This window comes from Bradyrhizobium algeriense (assembly GCF_036924595.1).
Lineage (GTDB): Bacteria > Pseudomonadota > Alphaproteobacteria > Rhizobiales > Xanthobacteraceae > Bradyrhizobium > Bradyrhizobium algeriense.
In genome coordinates this window covers 6,540,869-6,559,249 of the sequence record NZ_JAZHRV010000001.1, presented here as the reverse complement: position 1 = coordinate 6,559,249, position 18,381 = coordinate 6,540,869, and the positions used below count along the sequence as shown (strand labels likewise).

Sequence of the window (18,381 nt, the reverse complement as noted above, 5' to 3'; positions counted from 1 at the left end):
TATAGAAAATTCTTCTATAGCAAGCCCTGCTATTGGCCGGTCGGCGCCCGGTCTGCCACCTGGCCGTGACTCAAAAGCTCTTCAACTTCAGCACGTTGCGGGGCGGCGAAAGCGCCGCCGAAGCGGGTGCATTTCAGCGCTGCGGCGGCGGAGGCGAATCGCAGCGCTTGCCGCAATTCCTGCTTCTCGGTGATGGCCAGCGCAAACGCGCCGTGGAACACGTCGCCGGCGCCGAGGGTGTCCACAGTGTGCACCGGGAAGGCCGGGGTTTCCTGGATCTTCCCGTTCTCGTCGAGCCAGATCGTGCCCCTCGGGCCCCGGGTTCCCGCCAGGAACGACGGGGTCAATTTGGCGATCTTCTTCAGCGCCTGGGCGTCGTCGGTGACGTCTGCAGTCTCCTGCAGCGGCTCGCTCGAGAACACCAGGTGGGAGGAGGCGTTCAGCAGGCCCTCGCGCAGCGACATCGCGCGATCGACGTCGACGATCACGGGAATGCCGCGCCTGACGGCCTCGGCGCAAAGCTCGGTGCAGAATTCGGCGCAGCGGCTCTCGGTGAGAATGGCGGCGCAATCGTCCAACAGCGTGTCGAAGTCGGGCAACTTCACGTGCCACAGTTCCGGATCGCGGAAGGTCACGATGGTGCGCTCCCCGGAAGGATCGATCATCACCGCCGAGATAGGCGTCACCAGCCCCGGCATGTGGATGAGATGTTTCGTCTCGATGCCCTCATGCGCCATCTGATCGAAAATGAAGCGGCTCGATGCTTCCTTGGCATCGCCCATCGGCCCGCAGATCGAGGCGCGGCCACCGAGCCGAGCGATACCGATCGCGCCATTGAGCGCATTGCCGCCGCAGATTTCGTCGAATGCGGTGGCATTCTCCTTGGAGCCTCGCCCGGGAACACCCGGCGTATGGAAGGTAAGGTCGCGCACCGGCATGCCGATGCAGAGAATCCGTGGCGGGATTTTGGGCGCATTGTCTTGGAAGTTCATTCGGGAGTCCGTCATGTCGGTTCCGCCTTCAGCCGGAACCAAGGTCCGGAGTTAATCAACTGGTCCATGGACGGTTCCCGCTATGCGCTCGCGTCGTTTCCCCCATGCACCCAGCGGCCGATCAGATGGTGCGCAATCGCGAACGGATGCGCCGCAAATAAGCCGTCAGGATGTTCGCGCCGATGCATCAGGGCGACCTCGGCGCGATCGAACCAGCGCGCGTCTTCGAGCTCGGTGCGATCAACGACGATATCCTCGTTGAGCGCGCGCGCGGCGCATCCGATCATCAGCGATGACGGATACGGCCATGGCTGCGTCATGTAATAGCTTACGTCGGTGCAGCGGATGCCGGATTCCTCAAAAATCTCGCGGCGGACCGCGTCTTCGATGGTCTCCGCCGCTTCGACGAAGCCGGCCAGACACGACCACATCCCGGGCATGAACTGCTTCTGCCGACCGAGCAGGCATTTCTCGCCTGACGTGACCAGCATAATCACGACCGGATCGGTGCGCGGAAAATGCTCGGCCTTGCAGCTCGGGCACTCGCGCTTCCAGCCGCCTTCCTTCATCGCGGTCCGGGTGCCGCAATTGGCGCAGAAGCCGTGACGCTGATGCCAGGTCACCATCGATTTGGCCATCGCGATGGCGGAGAGCTGTTCCGGCGGCGCCGTGCCCTGCATCGCCATGCCGCGCAGCTCGGTCACGGCGACGTCGTCGCGCGTGATCAGCTTCTCAACGGCCGTGGCAGAAATGCCCATGCCGAAAACCGGCGCGCCGTCGCGCAAGCCCAAAAAGATCGTGCCGGGATTGGCGCCGAGCTTCACCGCCTCTTCGACGCCGAGCAGCACGCGCGGCCCATCCGCCTCCTGCCTCACCAGAAGCGAGTCACGGTAGATCACATAGGCGCCGGCGTTGCGCTGGCTCTCCAGCGCGAACAGTTTTTCGTCATTGGCCCGCAGATGCGCGGCGCGATCCAGAATATGGGTAACGAAAGCGGGCTTCCCCAGCGGATATTTGTCGAAGGCGGACATCTGTTCAACCCAACCAGATCTTGCGGCGAAGCGCGTTGATGAAATTCTGTACTTCCTCGGCGTCATGCGCCAGCGGCGGCATAACGCCCCAGACCGGGCGCGGCCAGGCCGCATCGCTGGTGCGCCGTGCGATGACATGGACATGCAACTGCGGCACCAGATTGCCCAGCGCCGCGACATTGAGCTTGTCGCATTTGGTGACCTCTTTCAGTGCGCGCGAAACCCGGGAGATTTCGGTTATCAACTGGGCCTGCGCGACCTCGTCGAGGTCGATGATTTCCACCGCACCCTCCCGGCGCGGCACCAGCAGCAGCCACGGGTAATGCGCGTCCTTGATGACCAGCACCTTGCACAGCGGCAGGTCGCCGATGTCGATCGTGTCCTTTTTGAGCTGGGAATGCAGCGACCAGGCGGAGGCGTCAGAGGGCATGCTCGTTCCTTCGTCATGCCCGGCCTCGTGCCTGGCATCCACGTCTTTTTTTCGCTGAATTGGAACAAGCAAGACGTGGATGGCCGGGTCAAGCCCGGCCATGACGAAACAGGGGTGGTTTCGACGCATGGCACGCGCCAACCCCGCTTGCTTTCCAGCCCTTTTGGCCCCAAATAAGGACCGGGAGATTGGCGGTGGACGAGCCACTCGCCAACCGGGTCAGGTCCGGAAGGAAGCAGCCCTAACGAGGTCCGGATCGGGTCGCTCGTCAGTCTCCTACCTGTTTTTCGAGCGAATCGCGCCAGGTGGCGGCAAAGCTTGCCCCTTGCGCCCGATTTCGTTCCTTTCCGCAAAGCCGGCCCGAGAGACAATCAATTGCGGATCGACCGATGAGTGATGCTGGCGCTCCCCCCGACAAGTCAGATGGCGCCGGCCAGAGCGGTTTTGCTCTCGGCCAAGACGAGGCGGCCAAGCCCTACCGGGTGCTGGCACGCAAATACCGCCCGTCCAGTTTTGAAGACCTGATCGGCCAGGAGGCCATGGTCCGCACCGTCTCGAATGCGTTCGAGACGGGCCGGATTCCGCAGGCCTGGATTTTGACCGGCGTCCGGGGGGTCGGCAAAACCACCACGGCGCGGATTCTCGCCCGCGCGCTGAACTACGAAAAGCCTGATGGTTCGGTGAAGGGGCCGACCATCCACATGCCGGATTTGGGCGTGCACTGCCAGCCGATCATGGAAAGCCGGCACATGGACGTGCTGGAAATGGACGCCGCCTCCCATACCGGCGTCGACGACGTCCGCCAGATCAACGACAGCGTGCGCTATGCGCCGGCCAGCGCCCGCTACAAGGTCTACATCATCGACGAAGTCCACATGCTGTCGACGGCGGCTTTCAACGCCTTCCTGAAGACGCTGGAGGAACCGCCCGAGCACGCCAAATTCGTGTTCGCCACCACGGAAATCCGCAAAGTCCCGGTCACGGTGCTGTCGCGCTGCCAGCGTTTTGATCTCCGCCGGGTCGAGGCCGACGTGCTGATGGGGCATCTCTCCAACATCGCGAAAAAGGAAGGCGTCGAGGTCGAGCCCGAGGCGCTCGGCATCATCGCCCGCGCCGCCGAAGGCTCGGTGCGCGATTCGCTGTCTTTGTTCGACCAGGCAATCGCGCATGCGGCGGGCCTTGTCCGTGCCGATGCCGTGCGGCAGATGCTGGGGCTCGCCGACCGCACCCGGGTGATCGACCTGTTCGAGCATCTGGCGCGCGGCGATATCGCCAGCGCCTTTGGCGAATTCCGCAGCCAGTATGACGTCGGCGCCGATCCGGTCGTGGTGCTGTCCGACCTCGCCGAATTCGTCAATTTCGTCACCCGCGTGAAGGTCGTCCCCGCCACCGCCGATAACGTCGCATTCGGCGAGACCGAGCGGGTCCGCGCCCGTGAATTCGCCGCAAAATTGTCGATGCGGGTGCTGTCGCGGATGTGGCAGATGCTGCTCAAGGGCATCACCGAGGTGCAGACCGCGACCCGGCCGGCGGCGGCGGCGGAAATGGTGCTGGTCCGCATCGCCTATGTCGCCGATTTGCCGACGCCGGACGAGGCGATCCGGATGCTCGACCAGAACGGCGGCGGATCGCAAATGGCCTCCGGCGGCGCGGCGCCGTCACGCCCTGCGTCCACCGCACCGGTATCTTCAATGTCTGCCGCGTCGCCGATGCGGACGCCTGCCTCGCCCCGCTCCGGCGCCGAAGCGCCCGCGCGGCCGCAAATTGTGGCGCCATCGATCCAAACCGAGTCCGCGCCCGTCCTGCGGCTCACGACCTTCCCGCAGCTCGTCGCGCTCGCCGCCGAGAAGCGCGATATCCTGACCAAGGCGGCGCTGGAATCCGACATGCGCCTCGTCCGTTTTGAGGACGGGCGGCTGGAAGTGGCGCTGGAACGTAACGCGGCGCGGGGACTGGTCAACGACCTCTCCCGCAAGCTGGAGCAATGGACCGGGCGGCGCTGGACCGTGATCGTCTCCAACGAGGCCGGCCAGCCGACGCTGCGCTCGCAGAATGAGCAGGCGCGGAACGAGCACGCCCGCGCCGCCGAGGCCGATCCGCGGGTGCAGGAGGTGCTGGCGCGATTTCCCGGCGCCAAAGTGGTCGAGGTGCGTCGACTTGCCGCCGAGCCGCCGGAATCCAATATTAACAGTGAAGAGTTGAACGAGAGCTCCGACGGCGACGACGACTGATCGGGCTCTCGAGAGGACGGACGAATGGCTGATTTTCTCGGCATGATGAAGCAGGCGCAGCAACTGCAATCCAAGATGCAGGCGATGCAGGACGAGCTCGGTAATCTCGAGGTCGAGGGCATTTCCGGCGGCGGGCTGGTCGCCGTGCGCATGACGGCGAAAATGGAAGTGAAGGGCGTCAGGATCGATCCGTCGCTGATGAAGGCCGAGGAGCGCGAAGTGCTCGAGGATCTGCTGGTGACCGCGCATAACGACGCGCGACGCAAGGCGGAAACCGCGGCGATGGAAAAAATGCAGGCGCTGACCGGCGGGCTCGGTCTGCCGCCCGGGCTTGGCCTCACCTGAAATGGCAGCCAGCGTTGCCGGCCCCGAAATCGAACGTCTGATCCAGCTCCTGGCGCGCCTGCCGGGGCTGGGGCCGCGCTCGGCGCGGCGTGCGGCGCTGCATCTGATCAAGAAGCGCGAGGCGCTGATGACGCCGCTCGCCGGTGCGCTGCAGGTCGCAATCGACAAGATCCAGGTCTGCAAGACCTGCGGCAATATCGACACGCAAAATCCCTGCACGGTCTGCACCGACCCAAGGCGCGATCCCTCGACCATCGTCGTGGTCGCCGACGTCGCCGATCTCTGGGCGCTGGAACGGGCGAATGCGACCAGCGGCCGCTATCACGTGCTCGGCGCCACATTGTCGCCACTTGACGGCGTCGGTCCGCAGGACCTGACCATCGACGCGCTGGTGGCGCGCGCGCACGAATCACAAGTCAGCGAGATCGTTCTGGCGCTGAACGCAACGGTTGATGGCCAGACCACCGCCCATTACATCACCGATCTCCTGCAGGACGCCAACGTCAAGGTGACCCGGCTCGCGCATGGCGTGCCTGTCGGCGGCGAGCTTGATTATCTCGACGAAGGTACGCTATCGGCTGCCATGCGGCAGCGAACGCTGTTCTAGCCAACACAACGGAACTGATCGACATGACGAAACCGCGATTCGGCAAGCGCTCTTGTTTTGTTTTCATGATGGCGGTGGCCTTGGCCGCGCCTTCCGCGTGGGCGCAACAGGCCGAGCCGGCGCCGAAGCCCGGCAAGCCGATCAATGCCGGCGATGTCCTGTCCGGTGAACTCAACGCCATGAAGGGCGGCAAGAAGAGCAAGCGCGCCTCGACCTACCAGATCACCAGCGAACCGCGCCGGCTGCCGCCGCCGAACGGGCTGTGCAATCTCGAAACCGGACCTGAGACGTTCCAACTCGTCACCAGCAGCGACGCCCAGGCCGCGCAACTGAAGAATTTCATCGGCAAGGAAATTTCCGTGAAGGTCGACGAGGTCGCCTGCGCGCAGGACGCCGGGCAGATGAGCGAAGCGGTGGTGACGAAGTGGAGCGTGGTGACCAAGCATTGAGGTAGCCACACGACAGGTGTCATCGCCCGGCCTTGTGCGCAATTGCGCACTGGGACCGGGCGACCCAGTACGCCGCGGCCCATCGGCTCTATCGCAACTGCTCTGGAATACTGGATCCCCGCCTTCGCGGGGATGACGATGGAGGCTAAACCTTCACCGGCCCCACTGCCTCGAAATGCCCGCGCCGCTGCAGCCAGGCCAGCAGGATCAGGCTCGGCACCGCGACCGCGACGGAGATCACGAAGAACAGAGGCCAGCCCGTGGTCTCCGCCACAAAGCCCGCGCCGGAGGATAAATAGGTCCGCCCGACTGCGGCCAGTGCGGTGAGCAGCGCATATTGGGTAGCCGTGTGTAGCGGGTTTTGGCACAGCGCCGAGAGATACGCGACGAAGATCACGGTGCCGATCGCACCAGTGAAGTTTTCGGCCGAGATGGCGACCGCCAGCGCCCATTGATTGACGCCGACATAGGCGAGCCAAGCGAACACCAGGTTGGAGATCGCCTGCAGCACGCCGCCGATCCACAGGCTTGCAACCAGCGAATAGCGCCGCGCCAGATAGCCGCCGGCAAAACCGCCGATCAGGGTCGCGATGAGGCCGACGCCCTTGACGATGGCGGCGTAGTCGTTGCGGGTGAAGCCGAGGTCGATCACGAACGGCGCGGTCATCGTGCCCGAAAATGCGTCGGTGAATTTGAACAACACCACGAAGGCCAGCGCTACCCAGGCATATTTGCGGGCGAGAAATTCGGAGAATGCCCCGATGGCCGCATGCATGACGCGCGAGAAAGCTGCCTCGCCGCGGGTCTTGGCCTCCGCGCGCACCGACTGTTCGGGTTCGGTGGCGGCCAGCGCCGTGAGGGTGCCGATCAGCACCAGCGCGGCCATGGCAACATAGCCCCACATCCATGCCGAGTTGCGCCCGATGCCGGTGTCTTCGAATGCGCTCACCAGGAACAGCACGCCGGCAGTCGAGACCAGCATACCGATCCGGTAGGCCGCGACGTAGGACGCCATGCCGGCGGCCTGTTCGCTCTCGGGCAGGCTTTCGACGCGGAACGCATCGACCACGATGTCCTGCGTCGACGACATCGTTGCAACCAGCAGCGCGCCGAGCGCGACGAACAGCGGCGAGCGCGCCGGGTCGGTCAGCGCCAGCAGCAGGATCGCACCGATCAGGAGCAGTTGTGAGAACACCAGCCAGCCGCGCCTTCGGCCGAAGGCGCGCGTGAAGATCGGCACGTGCAGTGCATCGACCAGCGGCGCCCAGATGAATTTCAGCGTGTAGGGCGTGCCGACCAGCGCAAACAGCCCGATGGTGCCGAGGTCGACGCCGGATTCCCGCATCCACACCAGCAGCGTCGATCCCGACAGCGCCAGCGGCAGCCCGGAGGAGAAGCCGAGCATCAGCACGATCAGTACGCGCGGTTGGAGATAGACCGCCCACGCCTCGCGCCAGGAGGGAGCGGGTGTGGCGGCTTTTTCGATGAAAACGGATTCTGGTGCTGTCATGGAGACGTGTTAGCAGATTCTGCTACAAAAAGACTGTCATCGCCCGGCTTGACCGGGCGACCCAGTATTCCAGAGGCCTATCCGCCGCCTCCAGCAATCTCAGGGTAAAGATCAATCCAGTCCGGATTTTGTTTCTCAATCAGCGATATCTTCCAGGCTCGTGGCCATTTCTTGAGGCGTTTTTCTCGCTGGATCGCATATTCGATCTGATCGAAGATTTCGAAATAGACCAGCCGGGTCACCTCGTGCTTCTTGGTGAAACTCTCGGCGATTTTCAACTTATGCTCGCCAATGCGTCGTACAAGATCGTTCGTCACGCCGATGTAGAGCGTGCCGCCAATACGGCTGGCCAGTATGTAGACGTAATAGCTGCGTGCCCCCATTTACCGCCTCTGGGATACTGGGTCGCCCGGTCAAGCCGGGCGATGACAGCCTGATGTGTGGCTTCGGCCGGGCAAGCCAGTCACTCCCCCGCCTGCAGCTTGCGCGGCACGGGGAACAGTTCGGCTGTTCCGCCCTTCACCACGCGCGCCGCCTCGACCGGCGCATCAGCCTTGCTGAAATCGAGTTCCTCGATCCGCCCGGCGCGCTTTTCGATCTTGTCGGCGGAGATCAAAATCTGTCGCACATCCTCGTTGACGTCGCCAAAATGCTTCTGCAGCTTCAGCACGCGCTCGCGCAGGCGCCCCAGATCGTCGCCGAGATTGAGCACTTCGGTGCGGATCTGGTCGGCGGCGTCGCGCATCCGCGCGTCTTTCAGGATCTGCTGCATCACCTGGATCGCCAGCATCAGAAGCGAGGGCGACACCAGCACGACGCGGGCGCGGTAGGCCTTCTGGATCACGTCGTCGAAACCGTCGTGAATTTCCGCATAGACCGATTCCGACGGCACGAACATCAGCGCGGTGTCCTGGGTCTCGCCGGCGATCAAATATTTCTCGGCGATGTCGTTGACGTGCTTCATCACGTCGTTGCGCAGGCGCTGGGTAGCGAATTTGCGTTCCTCGTCGCTGCGCGCGTCGTGCAACGCGGTCATCGCTTCCAGCGGAAATTTCGCGTCGATGCAGAGCGGCCGTTGGTCGGGCAGGAACACCACGCAGTCCGGCCGCTTCCCCGTCGAGAGCGTGTGCTGGAACTCGTAGGAGCCCTGCGGCATGCCGTCCTGCACGATCGCTTCCATCCGCGCCTGGCCGAAGGCGCCGCGCGACTGCTTGTTGGCGAGCACATCGCGCAGCGTGGTCACCTGCGAGGTCAGGTCGGTGAGGTTCTTGTGCGCGTTGTCGATGATGCCGAGCCGCTCGTGCAGCACGCGCAAGCTGTCCATGGTGTGGCGCGTGGTCGCTTCCATCGACTGGCCGACGCGGTGGGTCACCGAATCCAGCCGCTCGTTGACCGCGCGCGCCATCTCGGCCTGGCGGCCGGCCAGCGACTGGGCCATGGCGTCGACCCGGCCGGTGGACTCGCTCTGCGCCCGCAGCATCTGGCTTAAGCGCTCTTCCAACTCGTCGGCGCGAATCGCCTGCGCCATCGCCAGTTCCGCGCCACGGCGGCCGGAACGGGCAATGACGACGGCAATCGCCAGCAGCAGCACCAAAGCGAGCGCGCCAAAACCTGCCAGCGCCTCGCCACCGTGAATCGGCAGGTCGCCGACGATGAAAAGAATTTCGTTCATGCGGCTATGTAGCCCGATTCGCCGGCTTTCGCGAACGAAGAGGGAACATTTATGGTAAATGAAGGCTTAATTTTCGTGGTTAACGCCGCCTTAAAAATCATGGTTAAGGCCGCCTTAACGGGCGCCCCGGCGCATTGACCGCGACAAATCAGCAGCTTAAATCGCGCGCTATGGCCTTAAGAGAAATCATCATCCTGCCGGACAAGCAGTTGCGGCTGGTCTCCAAACCCGTCGAGAAGGTGACGGCGGAGATCCGCAAGCTCGCCGACGACATGTTCGAGACCATGTACGACGCGCCCGGCATCGGGCTCGCGGCGATCCAGGTCGCGCAACCCTTGCGGCTGATCACCATGGACCTCGCCAAGAAGGACGAGAACGGCGAGACCAAGCCGAGGCCGCGGGTGTTCATCAATCCGGAAATCATTTCCTCGTCGGAGGAATTGTCGGTCTACGAGGAGGGCTGCCTCTCGATCCCCGAATATTACGAGGAAGTCGAGCGCCCGGCGCAGGTCCGCATCCGTTTCACCGATCTCGACGGCAAGGTGCACGAGGAGGACGCCGACGGGCTGTTCGCCACCTGCATCCAGCACGAGATCGACCACCTCAACGGCGTGCTGTTCGTGGACTATTTGTCGAAGCTGAAGCGCGACCGCGTGTTGAAGAAGTTTACCAAGGCCGCCAAGCGCGCGGCGGAGTAGGCTCTCTTTTGCGACAATCCATCAGCCGTCATGCCCGGGCTTGTCCCGGGCATCCACGTCTTCCTTCTTGTTGCACCAAAGACGTGGATGGCCGGGAGCGCAGACAAGTGTACGTAGTCTGCGCAAGGCAGACTACTATGCCCGGCCATGACGGAGTAAATTGAACGTCCGCAGGACACTAAACCAATATGTCCCTCCGTTTGATCTTCATGGGCACGCCCGATTTCGCGGTGCCGACGCTGCTCGAACTCGTGGCCCACGGCCATGAGGTCGTGGCTGTCTACACCCGCGCGCCGAAGCCGGCGGGGCGCGGCATGAAGATGCAACCGACGCCCGTGGAGCAGGAGGCGCGGCGGCTTGGCATTCCCGTGCTGACGCCAACGACGCTGAAGACGCCGGAAGCGCTCGGTGAGTTTCGCGCGCACAATGCCGATGCGGCCGTAGTTGTGGCTTACGGCATGATCCTGCCGCAAGCCATTCTCGATGCACCGAAGCTCGGCTGCTTCAATCTGCACGCCTCACTGCTGCCGCGCTGGCGTGGAGCCGCGCCGATCAATCGCGCGATCATGGCCGGCGATGCCGAGAGCGGCGTGATGGTGATGAAGATGGATATCGGCCTCGACACCGGCGACGTCGCGATGGCCGAGCGGCTGGCGATCACGGACACCATGACCGCTGCCGATCTGCACGATGCGCTGGCGCCGCTCGGCGCTGATTTGATGGTGCGTGCGATGGGCGGGCTCGTGCGCGGCGGATTGCAGCTCCGGAAGCAGAGCGAGGACGGCGTGACCTACGCTGCCAAGATCGAGAAAGCCGAAGCGCGGATCGACTGGAGCAGGCCGGCGCGTGAAGTGCTGCGGCATATTCACGGCCTGTCGCCGTTCCCCGGTGCCTGGTGCGAGATCGCAACCGATGGCGAACCGGCGCGGATCAAGATTTTGCGCTGTGAACCCGCAAAAGGCTCTGGCACATCAGGCGAAGTGCTCGACGATCGCCTGACCATCGCCTGCGGCGACGGCGCGATCCGCATTCTCGAACTGCAACGCGCCGGCAAAACCCCGATGCAAGCGGCGGATTTCTTGCGCGGCACACCGCTCAAACCGCCGGCGCGGATCGCCTGATGCCCCGCTACAAGCTCATCATCGAATATGACGGCACGCCGTTCTCCGGCTGGCAGATCCAGGACAACGCACCGACCGTGCAGGGCGCGCTGGAAGCCGCGGTGATGGCGATCTGCGGCGAGCAGGTTCGCGTCCATGGCTCGGGTCGCACCGATGCCGGCGTGCATGCGCTGGGGCAGGTGGCGCATTGCGATATAAAAAAGCCGTTTCCGCCCGGCCGGCTGCGCGACGGATTGAACGCGCATTTGCGCCCGCATCCGATCGGCGTGCTCTCGGCGGAGATCGTCGCTGATGATTTCGAGGCGCGTTTCTCCGCCAAAAAGCGCCACTACCGCTACCGCATCACCAACGCCAGAGCCAACCTCGCGCTCGATATCAAGCGAAGCTGGCGGATACCGCGGCATCTCGATACGGACACGATGCACATCGCCGCGCAACGCCTGCTCGGCAAGCACGATTTCACGACCTTTCGCGATACTGAATGCCAGGCAAAATCGCCGGAAAAGACGCTCGATCAGCTCGATGTCGTCAGGGACGGCGACGCGGTTTCGATCCTCACTTCCGCACGCTCGTTCCTGCACAGCCAGGTGCGCTCGATGGTGGGCTCGCTGGTGTGGGTCGGCGAAGGCCGCTGGAGCGCAGACGACCTCGCCGCTGCGCTCGCTGCCCGCAACCGCGCCGCCTGCGGCCCCGTCGCCCCGCCGGAGGGATTGTATCTGGTGCGGGTGGAGTATTAGGCGCGGCTGGAGTCGGCCTCGCTTAACCTCGCCCCGCTTGCGGGGAGAGGTCGGATCGCCTCGGCGATGCGAAGCATCGTCCGGTGCGATCCGGGTGAGGGGGTACAGGTCCATCACCGCACACGACTCGTGGAAAGAGCCCCTAACCCCGACCCTCTCCCCGCAAGTGCGGGGCGAGGGAGAAGAGCTACCCAAAATATCGGTTCAACACGCCCCGATAAATCCGAGTCAGCTTTTCCAGATCCGACACCGGCGTGCGCTCGTCGATCTGGTGCATGGTCTGGCCGACCAGGCCGAACTCGATCACCGGGCAATAGCTCGAGATGAACCGTGCATCCGAGGTCCCGCCGCTCGTCGAAAGCTCCGGCTTGCGTCCCGTCACCTCCTCGATCGCGGCGACCGCGAGATCGGTGAAGGCGCCGGGTTTGGTCACGAACACGTTGGAGTTGGAATATTCCCACACGATGCGGGCGCGGATGCGGTTGCCACAGGCCTTCGCCAGCCGTTCCTCAACCAGCGCGCGCAGCGTTTCCTGGGTGTGGTTGTCGTTGAAGCGGATGTTGAATTTTGCGCGCGCCTGGCCGGGGATCACATTGCTCGCGGTGTTGCCGACATCGACGGAGGTGAATTCGAGATTGGAGGCCTGGAACTGCGCGCTGCCGTGATCGAGCGGCTCGTCGGAGAGCGCCACGATCAGCCGCGAAATATCCGGCACTGGATTGGCCGCACGGTGCGGATAGGCGACGTGGCCCTGCACGCCGTCGACATAGAGCGTGCCGGATTGCGAGCCGCGGCGGCCGATCTTGATGCAGTCGCCCAGCACCTCGACATTCGACGGCTCGCCGAGCACGCAATGATCGAATTTCTCGCCGCGCTCGGCGCACCACTTCAAAAGCTTGATGGTGCCGTTGACGGAAATGTCTTCCTCGTCGCCGGTGATCAAAAACGAAATCGAACCTTTCGGCTTGCCGCCATTATCGGCGAGATATTGCAGCACGGCTGCGACGCTGCAGGCAATGCCGCCCTTCATGTCGACCGCGCCGCGGCCATAGAGGAAACCGTCCCTGATCTCGCCGGAGAACGCGCCGAGCGTCCATGCGGTCTCGTCGCCGGGCGGCACCACGTCGGTGTGGCCCGCAAAGGTGATGTGCGGCGCTTCAGAGCCGATGCGGGCGTAGAGGTTGTCGATATCTGATGTGCCGGGTTCACCGAAGGTGACGCGATGCACCTCGAAGCCGGCGTCTTTCAGCAACCGTTCGAGGACGCTCAGCGCGCCGGCATCGGCAGGGGTGACAGACGGGCAGCGGACCAGGTCGCGGGTAATGGAAACGGCGTCATTCATAGCCCGGCTTAACACGCCAAACCGGCGGCGGGCCAGCCTTGTGCGGCACCATTTCGATCTCGCTCTGCTGGTCCCAGGGCGGCCGCGTATCGAGTGGCGGCTTCGGCGCCAGCGGGTCGGCGCCGAACCGGTTGGTCTTTCGCGAGCCCTTCAGGCAATACATTTCGATGAAGCCCCACAGGCAGAGAACGGCTGCGGCAATGGCGAGCGGCAGGTCGGCGTAGGAGTCGGGGAGCCGGTCGGCGAACTGGTTGTGGAGGCCGGGGGCGACGAAGAACGGCACCATCCACCAGCCGCTCTTGTCGCGGTCGTGCAGCCGCTTGATGGAAGTCGCGAAATAGACCCACATCAGCAGCGACGTGCCGAACAGCTTGACCAAGAGCCGGGGTAGGTCGGCCAATGTCAGGGACCGATACGCGTCGGGATCCACCAGCTTGAAGAGGTCGCTGGCGCCGAAATGGAAGGATGCGGGGCCGCCGAACAGGCTGTGGATCGCAACGATCACCAGCCCCACGGATATCATCAAGCCCAGCAGGATCGGTCCCGCGAGCCACAATTTAGCGCGGTTGATGCGGCCGTCGAAGCGGAACAGGTACCAGGTCCAGTCCATGCGCAATGCTCTAGAACCGGCGGTCGAATGCCGCCCACCCGGTACATTGGTCGCACGGGAAAGTCCCCGGTTCGATCAGTCGCGCAGCAGTTCGTTGATGCTGGTCTTGGCGCGGGTGCGCTCGTCGACCCGCTTGACGATGACGGCGCAGGCTGTCGAGGGACCGGGCTGGCCGTTCTTCAGGGGCCTGCCGGGCAGCGCGCCGGGAACCACCACGGCATATTCCGGGACCTCGCCGATGAAGGTCTCGCCGGTGTCGCGGTCGACGATCTTGGTGGAAGCGCCGAGGAACACGCCCATCGCCAGCACCGCGCCCTTGCGCACGATCACGCCTTCCGCCACTTCGCTGCGCGCGCCGATGAAGCAGTCGTCCTCGACGATCACGGGCTCGGCCTGCAGCGGCTCCAGCACGCCGCCGATGCCGACGCCGCCGGAAATATGCACGCGCTTGCCGATCTGCGCGCAGCTTCCGACGGTGGACCAGGTGTCGATCATGGTCGCCTCATCGACATAGGCGCCGAGATTGACGAAGGACGGCATCAGCACGACGTTGCGGGCGATGAACGCCGAACGGCGCACGATCGCGCCGGGGACGGCGCGGAAGCCTGCATCGCGAAAACGGTTCTCGCCCCAACCCTCGAACTTCGAGGGCACCTTGTCCCACCACGAGGCCTTGCCCGGGCCGCCGGGTATAGCGCTCATGTCGTTGAGGCGGAACGACAGCAGCACCGCCTTCTTCAGCCACTGATTGACCTTCCACTTGCCGCTGTCCTCGCGCTCGGCGGCGCGCGCCTCGCCCTTGTCGAGCAGTTCGAGCGCGTGATCTACAGCCTCGCGAACTTCGCCCTTGGTCGACGTCGAAATGCCGTCGCGGGCATCGAAGGCGGCGTTGACGGTGGATTCGAGCGCGGACAGGGACATCGGGATTTCCTCAGGCTTTCGGGCGAAGTTGACGGGCTTTTTCGGGATTTGGGAGGGGAGAGTCAAGGCGGGAAGAGCGTCGTAGCCCGAATGGAGCGAAGCGCAATCCGGGATTGTTCACCATTTGCGAGACCGTCCCCGGATTTCGCTGCGCTCCATCCCGGCTACGCAGCGCTCAACTTCTCCAAAAACCCGGTCAGATCATCCGTGACATGATCGACATAGGCCGCATCCCGGCCTTCCAGCTCCCAATCCTCGCGCACCACTTCCTTGGCGCCGTCGGGCACGACAAGCACCGTGGTCATGCCGAGCTGGTGCGGCACCACGAGGTTGCGGGCGAGATCTTCGAACATCGCCGATTTCAGGGGATCAACGCCGTGGACGCGCAGGAACTTGTCGTAGGTCTGCGGCGCCGGTTTCGGCTCCAGTTCGGCGGCGATGATGTCGAACACCGCCTCGAAATGTTCTGTTATGCCGAGTCGTTCCAGCACCGCGCCGGCATGGTCGGTCGAACCGTTGGTCAGGATCAGCTTGCGGCCGGGAAGTTTTGCGATCGCAGCCCCCATCGCGGGGTTAGGCTCCAGTGGCGAATGATCGATCTTGTGCACATAGGCCAGATAATCGTCGGCGTGCACGCCGTGCTCGGTCATCATGCCGCGCATGCTGGTGCCGTAGCGGCGGTAATAATCCTTCTGGATCACGCGGGCTTCTTCCGCGGAGATTTTCAAGAACGCGCTGATGAACTCGCCGATCCTCGCGTCGACCTGCTGCCACAGATTGACGTGATGCGGGTACAGCGTGTTGTCGAGATCGAACACCCAGGTGTCGATGTGCGTGAAGGGGCGGGGCGAGTTGGTTTTCATTGCTCCCTCATCCCGTCGTCCCTGCGGACGCAGGGACCCATACGCCGCGGCGGTTATTGGTGTGCACGGTGCGTGTTGCCTTTGGTCCTGGGTGACATCGTAGCCAAAACTCAGTTCGGTGGTTATGGGTCCCTGCGTTCGCACTAGGGTTTCTACACGTCTGGCGCGACAGATTGACTCGGTGGGTCATGATGTTATCCCGCGTTTGCGGTTTGTATGATTCTGTTTCTGACGCTTTGATTCGAAGGAGCGTCGGAGATGGAGCACGAGCCGGATTTGTCACTGGGTGAGTTTGGCGACGTTCGCCTCGATAAAAGGGGGCGGCGTTTGTGCAGGCTATGCTTTGCACGCGCAGTGTCTGCTTGCGCCGGATGGCGCAGGGTGACTGGGCCGCGTACATGGCGTACTGGCGGTTCGTGAACAATCCGCAAGTCACGACCGATCGACTGATTGAAGGCTGGAGCAGGCAGACGGCGACCGTGGTCGGCGGGCGTCATGTGCTGGCGATCCAGGACACCAGCGAGGTCAAGTTTCAGACGCGGCAGGGATGTCGGCGTGGACTGGGCAAAGTCGGCAAAGGCAATGCCCGCGGCGTGTTGCTGCATGCCATGATAGCGGTCGATGCCGACAGCGGGGCCTGTCTCGGTCTCACCGGCGGCAAGGTGTGGACGCGCAGGGGCAAAGTTAAGACCCCTCACGACGAGCGGGAGTTGGCCAACAAGGAGTCGGCGCGCTGGGTTACGACGGCTGAGCAGGGCTGCGAGGTTCTGGCTGCGGCGCGCATGATCACCGTCATCAATGACCGTGAAGGGGAGTTCTTTGCGCACTGGGCGCTGACGCCCGGCGACAACGTCCACCTGCTGACGCGGGCTATGCATGATCATGCGCTGGCCGACGGCGGAACCCTTTATCAAGCGGTGGAGCGAGTTCGCTTCTGCGACAAGGCGGTGATCGATCTGCCGCAGCGGATGGATCGCCACGGTCGCCAAGCCCATCTCTCGCTGCGCTTTGGAACCGTCGTGCTTAAGCGGCCGGCGCGACCCGGCGTGAAGGAACTGCCTGAAGGCGTCAAAGTCAGCTTCGTGGAAGTCGTCGAGTTGCACCCCCCGAAGGGGGCTGAGCCCGTTCATTGGCTGCTCTTGACCACTCATTCGATCGCCAATGCGGCCGATGCTTGGCGGATCGTCTCCTGGTACAAGCAGCGCTGGATCATCGAACAGCTCTTTCGCTCGTTGAAGAACCAGGGCTTGCGAATCGAGGACAGTCAGCTCGAAAGCGCCGAGGCCCTGATCAAGCTCGTGACGATCGCTACTAAAGCGGCATGTATCGTCATTCAACTCGTTCAGGCCCGCAATGGTGGCGAACAATTGTCGGTCAAATGCGCCTTCACCCCCGAAGAAATCGAAGCACTTGCCGCCATCAACAAAACCATGAAAGGCAGGACCGAGCTTCAGAAGAACCCGCATCGCCCCCACACGCTTCAGTGGGCGGCATGGATCATCGCCAAGCTCGGCGGATGGACCGGCTACGCCTCGCATCGGCCACCCGGACCAATCACATTTCACAACGGAATGGCTCGCTTCCAAATCATCGTCGCTGCCAGAGCCATCGAAAATGTGTAGAAACGCTAGTGCGTTCGCAGGGACGACGATAGAATTGTGACTCATCACGGCATCGCAAATCGCAGCGTCTTGCCGCCGCTCGACATATCCACCGGCGCAAAGCCGATCGGCGCGAGGCCGCGGGTGCCGCAATCGCCCTGCTCTGAAATCTCGAACTTGCTCTCGCGCGTGCAGAGCTCTTTCGCTCCGCCCCAGTTCAACGGCTTGTCCCTGTATTTGACTGCGCGGTTTTCGCCGTCGACGGCTTCGGCAAAGCTGTAGACCTGTTTGGGCTGGCCGGTCACATCGGGATGCAGGCACTTGCCGGGATCGATGCGGTACCAGCCGCGACTGGTCAGAGCCTTGCCATCGTCGGTGGCGACCGCCGCCATGATCTTGTGCGGCGTATCGTTGCACCAGGTCAGCCCGGTGGAGGAAGGCTTCTGCACGGCGTCGATCATGGTGGTGAAGAAATTTTGCGACTGCACGGTATCAGCGGCAAGCCCGCGGCTCTTCAGGAACGCCGAGAGCGCGCCTTGCGTCTTCGGCCCGTCGACGCCGTCGATCGGGGCGGCGTCATAGCCGGCGATGACCAGCAACCGCTGGATGCCGGCGAGCCGCGCCTGCTCGTCGTCATATTCGGAGTCCTCGGCGAGATAGGCGACGAGGTTGCCGTCATCGGTCCGCGTCGGCGTGATCTGCGTGAAAGGCGCAGGCGTCTGGTTGCCGCGGCACTGGCGGGCGGCGGCGATGACGAAATTTTCCGGCGCAATGCACAGCGTGTCGCTGCCGTTCTGCGGGATCGGCGAAGCGCCGTAGACGCCGAGCGCGCGCGCATTCAGAAGAATGCGGTCGGCGGTCAGCGCGCCCTGCAGCACCACGCGGCAGGCGGCGGGATCGATCCGGAACCAGCCCCGCGTCGCGGTCGCCGACTTGTCGTCGATGCCGATCGCCGCCTCGACCACATAGCTCATGCGGTTGCAGAGTTTCAGGTCGGCGAAGGCGGGCAGCGAGGAAGCGAACAGCGAGATCGCCGCGGCCGGCAGGGACATGAGGAGGCGAGTGAGGACGGATCGAAGCTGTGGCTTCGTTCTCCGCTCGTCATGCCCGGGCATAGCCGTCTGCCTTGCGCAGACTGCGTAAACTTGCCGGCGCTCCCGGGCATCCACGTTCTTCGCACGGCCGGCAAAGGCGTGGATGGCCGGGCGCAGGCTAGCGGAA

The 18,381-nt window shown here is 63.7% G+C and carries 19 protein-coding genes and 1 other RNA gene; 9 read left to right on the top strand and 11 right to left on the bottom strand.

Features of this window, described 5'->3' with window-relative positions; all coding sequences use genetic code 11:
- Positions 1-29: 29 nt before the first annotated feature.
- From V1286_RS31625 to V1286_RS31615, 3 genes are all read right to left on the bottom strand, one after another.
- A complete protein-coding gene (locus V1286_RS31625) occupies positions 30-992 on the bottom strand; it encodes a sugar kinase (RefSeq protein ID WP_334486433.1) in 963 nt (320 codons plus the stop codon).
- An 80-nt stretch (positions 993-1,072) separates the two neighbouring features.
- Positions 1,073-2,023, bottom strand: a complete 951-nt coding sequence (gene nudC, locus V1286_RS31620) for an NAD(+) diphosphatase (RefSeq protein WP_334486430.1) — start codon at positions 2,021-2,023, stop codon at positions 1,073-1,075.
- A gap of 4 nt (positions 2,024-2,027) precedes the next feature.
- Positions 2,028-2,453 (bottom strand): HIT family protein, encoded by a 426-nt coding sequence (locus V1286_RS31615; protein ID WP_334490034.1) that lies wholly within the window; start codon positions 2,451-2,453, stop codon positions 2,028-2,030.
- Between the two features lie 183 nt (positions 2,454-2,636).
- Between V1286_RS31615 and ffs the strand changes: the two genes are divergently transcribed.
- From ffs to V1286_RS31590, 5 genes are all read left to right on the top strand, one after another.
- Positions 2,637-2,733, top strand: an RNA gene (gene ffs, locus V1286_RS31610) — signal recognition particle sRNA small type.
- Between the two features lie 109 nt (positions 2,734-2,842).
- Positions 2,843-4,684, top strand: coding sequence for a DNA polymerase III subunit gamma/tau (locus V1286_RS31605; RefSeq protein WP_334486428.1), 1,842 nt, complete (start codon positions 2,843-2,845; stop codon positions 4,682-4,684).
- A gap of 24 nt (positions 4,685-4,708) precedes the next feature.
- Positions 4,709-5,029 carry a YbaB/EbfC family nucleoid-associated protein gene (locus tag V1286_RS31600; protein ID WP_108512314.1) on the top strand — a complete coding sequence of 107 codons (321 nt, stop codon included), beginning with the start codon at positions 4,709-4,711 and terminating at the stop codon, positions 5,027-5,029.
- Between the two features lies 1 nt (position 5,030).
- Complete coding sequence (gene recR / locus V1286_RS31595; RefSeq protein WP_247834175.1) at positions 5,031-5,636, top strand: recombination mediator RecR; 606 nt, start codon at positions 5,031-5,033, stop codon at positions 5,634-5,636.
- 23 nt (positions 5,637-5,659) lie between these two features.
- Positions 5,660-6,085, top strand: a complete 426-nt coding sequence (locus tag V1286_RS31590) for a hypothetical protein (protein WP_334486420.1) — start codon at positions 5,660-5,662, stop codon at positions 6,083-6,085.
- A 145-nt stretch (positions 6,086-6,230) separates the two neighbouring features.
- Here V1286_RS31590 and V1286_RS31585 read toward each other — a convergent pair whose 3' ends face one another.
- The 3 genes from V1286_RS31585 to V1286_RS31575 form a co-directional block, all read right to left on the bottom strand.
- Positions 6,231-7,595 (bottom strand): AmpG family muropeptide MFS transporter, encoded by a 1,365-nt coding sequence (locus V1286_RS31585; RefSeq protein ID WP_334486418.1) that lies wholly within the window; start codon positions 7,593-7,595, stop codon positions 6,231-6,233.
- A 77-nt stretch (positions 7,596-7,672) separates the two neighbouring features.
- Complete coding sequence (locus V1286_RS31580; protein ID WP_334486416.1) at positions 7,673-7,978, bottom strand: GIY-YIG nuclease family protein; 306 nt, start codon at positions 7,976-7,978, stop codon at positions 7,673-7,675.
- Between the two features lie 80 nt (positions 7,979-8,058).
- Entirely contained in the window at positions 8,059-9,267 is a 1,209-nt protein-coding gene (locus V1286_RS31575; RefSeq protein WP_334486413.1) for a DNA recombination protein RmuC, read from the bottom strand.
- A 170-nt stretch (positions 9,268-9,437) separates the two neighbouring features.
- Between V1286_RS31575 and def the strand changes: the two genes are divergently transcribed.
- The 3 genes from def to truA all read left to right on the top strand — a co-directional run bounded on the left by def (position 9,438) and on the right by truA (position 11,823).
- The gene (gene def / locus V1286_RS31570) at positions 9,438-9,965 is read left to right on the top strand and encodes a peptide deformylase (RefSeq protein ID WP_108512310.1); all 528 of its coding nucleotides are present in this window, start codon (positions 9,438-9,440) and stop codon (positions 9,963-9,965) included.
- Positions 9,966-10,153: 188 nt separating this feature from the next.
- Positions 10,154-11,086, top strand: a complete 933-nt coding sequence (gene fmt / locus V1286_RS31565) for a methionyl-tRNA formyltransferase (protein WP_334486410.1) — start codon at positions 10,154-10,156, stop codon at positions 11,084-11,086.
- On the top strand, positions 11,086-11,823 hold the full coding sequence (truA, locus tag V1286_RS31560) for a tRNA pseudouridine(38-40) synthase TruA (protein ID WP_334486407.1): 738 nt from the start codon (positions 11,086-11,088) through the stop codon (positions 11,821-11,823). The genes fmt and truA overlap by 1 nt, the downstream gene beginning before the upstream one ends.
- Positions 11,824-12,010: 187 nt before the next feature.
- Here the strand turns inward: truA and dapE are convergent, their stop codons facing one another.
- The 4 genes from dapE to V1286_RS31540 form a co-directional block, all read right to left on the bottom strand.
- Positions 12,011-13,165, bottom strand: a complete 1,155-nt coding sequence (dapE, locus tag V1286_RS31555) for a succinyl-diaminopimelate desuccinylase (protein WP_334486404.1) — start codon at positions 13,163-13,165, stop codon at positions 12,011-12,013.
- Positions 13,158-13,775 carry a DUF805 domain-containing protein gene (locus V1286_RS31550; RefSeq protein ID WP_334486401.1) on the bottom strand — a complete coding sequence of 206 codons (618 nt, stop codon included), beginning with the start codon at positions 13,773-13,775 and terminating at the stop codon, positions 13,158-13,160. Before V1286_RS31550 ends, dapE begins: the two co-directional genes overlap by 8 nt.
- A 75-nt stretch (positions 13,776-13,850) precedes the next feature.
- The gene (gene dapD / locus V1286_RS31545) at positions 13,851-14,696 is read right to left on the bottom strand and encodes a 2,3,4,5-tetrahydropyridine-2,6-dicarboxylate N-succinyltransferase (protein ID WP_334486398.1); all 846 of its coding nucleotides are present in this window, start codon (positions 14,694-14,696) and stop codon (positions 13,851-13,853) included.
- A 164-nt stretch (positions 14,697-14,860) separates the two neighbouring features.
- Positions 14,861-15,559, bottom strand: a complete 699-nt coding sequence (locus V1286_RS31540) for a pyrimidine 5'-nucleotidase (protein ID WP_334486395.1) — start codon at positions 15,557-15,559, stop codon at positions 14,861-14,863.
- A gap of 338 nt (positions 15,560-15,897) precedes the next feature.
- Here V1286_RS31540 and V1286_RS31535 point away from each other — a divergent pair, with 338 nt between their 5' ends.
- The gene (locus V1286_RS31535; RefSeq protein ID WP_334489483.1) at positions 15,898-17,181 is read left to right on the top strand and encodes an IS4 family transposase; all 1,284 of its coding nucleotides are present in this window, start codon (positions 15,898-15,900) and stop codon (positions 17,179-17,181) included.
- A gap of 44 nt (positions 17,182-17,225) precedes the next feature.
- On the opposite strand, the gene V1286_RS31530 is transcribed toward V1286_RS31535, so the two are convergent.
- On the bottom strand, positions 17,226-18,212 hold the full coding sequence (locus tag V1286_RS31530) for a DUF1036 domain-containing protein (RefSeq protein ID WP_334486392.1): 987 nt from the start codon (positions 18,210-18,212) through the stop codon (positions 17,226-17,228).
- Positions 18,213-18,381: the final 169 nt, after the last annotated feature.

Coding starts and splice junctions, on each gene's coding strand:
- nudC (WP_334486430.1), bottom strand. CDS start 2,023: ATGTCCGCCTTCGACAAATATCCGCTGGGGAAGCCCGCTTTCGTTACC.
- V1286_RS31615 (WP_334490034.1), bottom strand. CDS start 2,453: ATGCCCTCTGACGCCTCCGCCTGGTCGCTGCATTCCCAGCTCAAAAAG.
- V1286_RS31580 (WP_334486416.1), bottom strand. CDS start 7,978: ATGGGGGCACGCAGCTATTACGTCTACATACTGGCCAGCCGTATTGGC.
- V1286_RS31535 (WP_334489483.1), top strand. CDS start 15,898: ATGCTTTGCACGCGCAGTGTCTGCTTGCGCCGGATGGCGCAGGGTGAC.
- V1286_RS31530 (WP_334486392.1), bottom strand. CDS start 18,212: ATGTCCCTGCCGGCCGCGGCGATCTCGCTGTTCGCTTCCTCGCTGCCC.
- def (WP_108512310.1), top strand. CDS start 9,438: ATGGCCTTAAGAGAAATCATCATCCTGCCGGACAAGCAGTTGCGGCTG.
- V1286_RS31605 (WP_334486428.1), top strand. CDS start 2,843: ATGAGTGATGCTGGCGCTCCCCCCGACAAGTCAGATGGCGCCGGCCAG.
- V1286_RS31550 (WP_334486401.1), bottom strand. CDS start 13,775: ATGGACTGGACCTGGTACCTGTTCCGCTTCGACGGCCGCATCAACCGC.
- V1286_RS31600 (WP_108512314.1), top strand. CDS start 4,709: ATGGCTGATTTTCTCGGCATGATGAAGCAGGCGCAGCAACTGCAATCC.
- dapD (WP_334486398.1), bottom strand. CDS start 14,696: ATGTCCCTGTCCGCGCTCGAATCCACCGTCAACGCCGCCTTCGATGCC.
- V1286_RS31590 (WP_334486420.1), top strand. CDS start 5,660: ATGACGAAACCGCGATTCGGCAAGCGCTCTTGTTTTGTTTTCATGATG.
- V1286_RS31585 (WP_334486418.1), bottom strand. CDS start 7,595: ATGACAGCACCAGAATCCGTTTTCATCGAAAAAGCCGCCACACCCGCT.
- V1286_RS31625 (WP_334486433.1), bottom strand. CDS start 992: ATGAACTTCCAAGACAATGCGCCCAAAATCCCGCCACGGATTCTCTGC.
- V1286_RS31575 (WP_334486413.1), bottom strand. CDS start 9,267: ATGAACGAAATTCTTTTCATCGTCGGCGACCTGCCGATTCACGGTGGC.
- recR (WP_247834175.1), top strand. CDS start 5,031: ATGGCAGCCAGCGTTGCCGGCCCCGAAATCGAACGTCTGATCCAGCTC.
- dapE (WP_334486404.1), bottom strand. CDS start 13,165: ATGAATGACGCCGTTTCCATTACCCGCGACCTGGTCCGCTGCCCGTCT.
- V1286_RS31540 (WP_334486395.1), bottom strand. CDS start 15,559: ATGAAAACCAACTCGCCCCGCCCCTTCACGCACATCGACACCTGGGTG.
- truA (WP_334486407.1), top strand. CDS start 11,086: ATGCCCCGCTACAAGCTCATCATCGAATATGACGGCACGCCGTTCTCC.
- fmt (WP_334486410.1), top strand. CDS start 10,154: ATGTCCCTCCGTTTGATCTTCATGGGCACGCCCGATTTCGCGGTGCCG.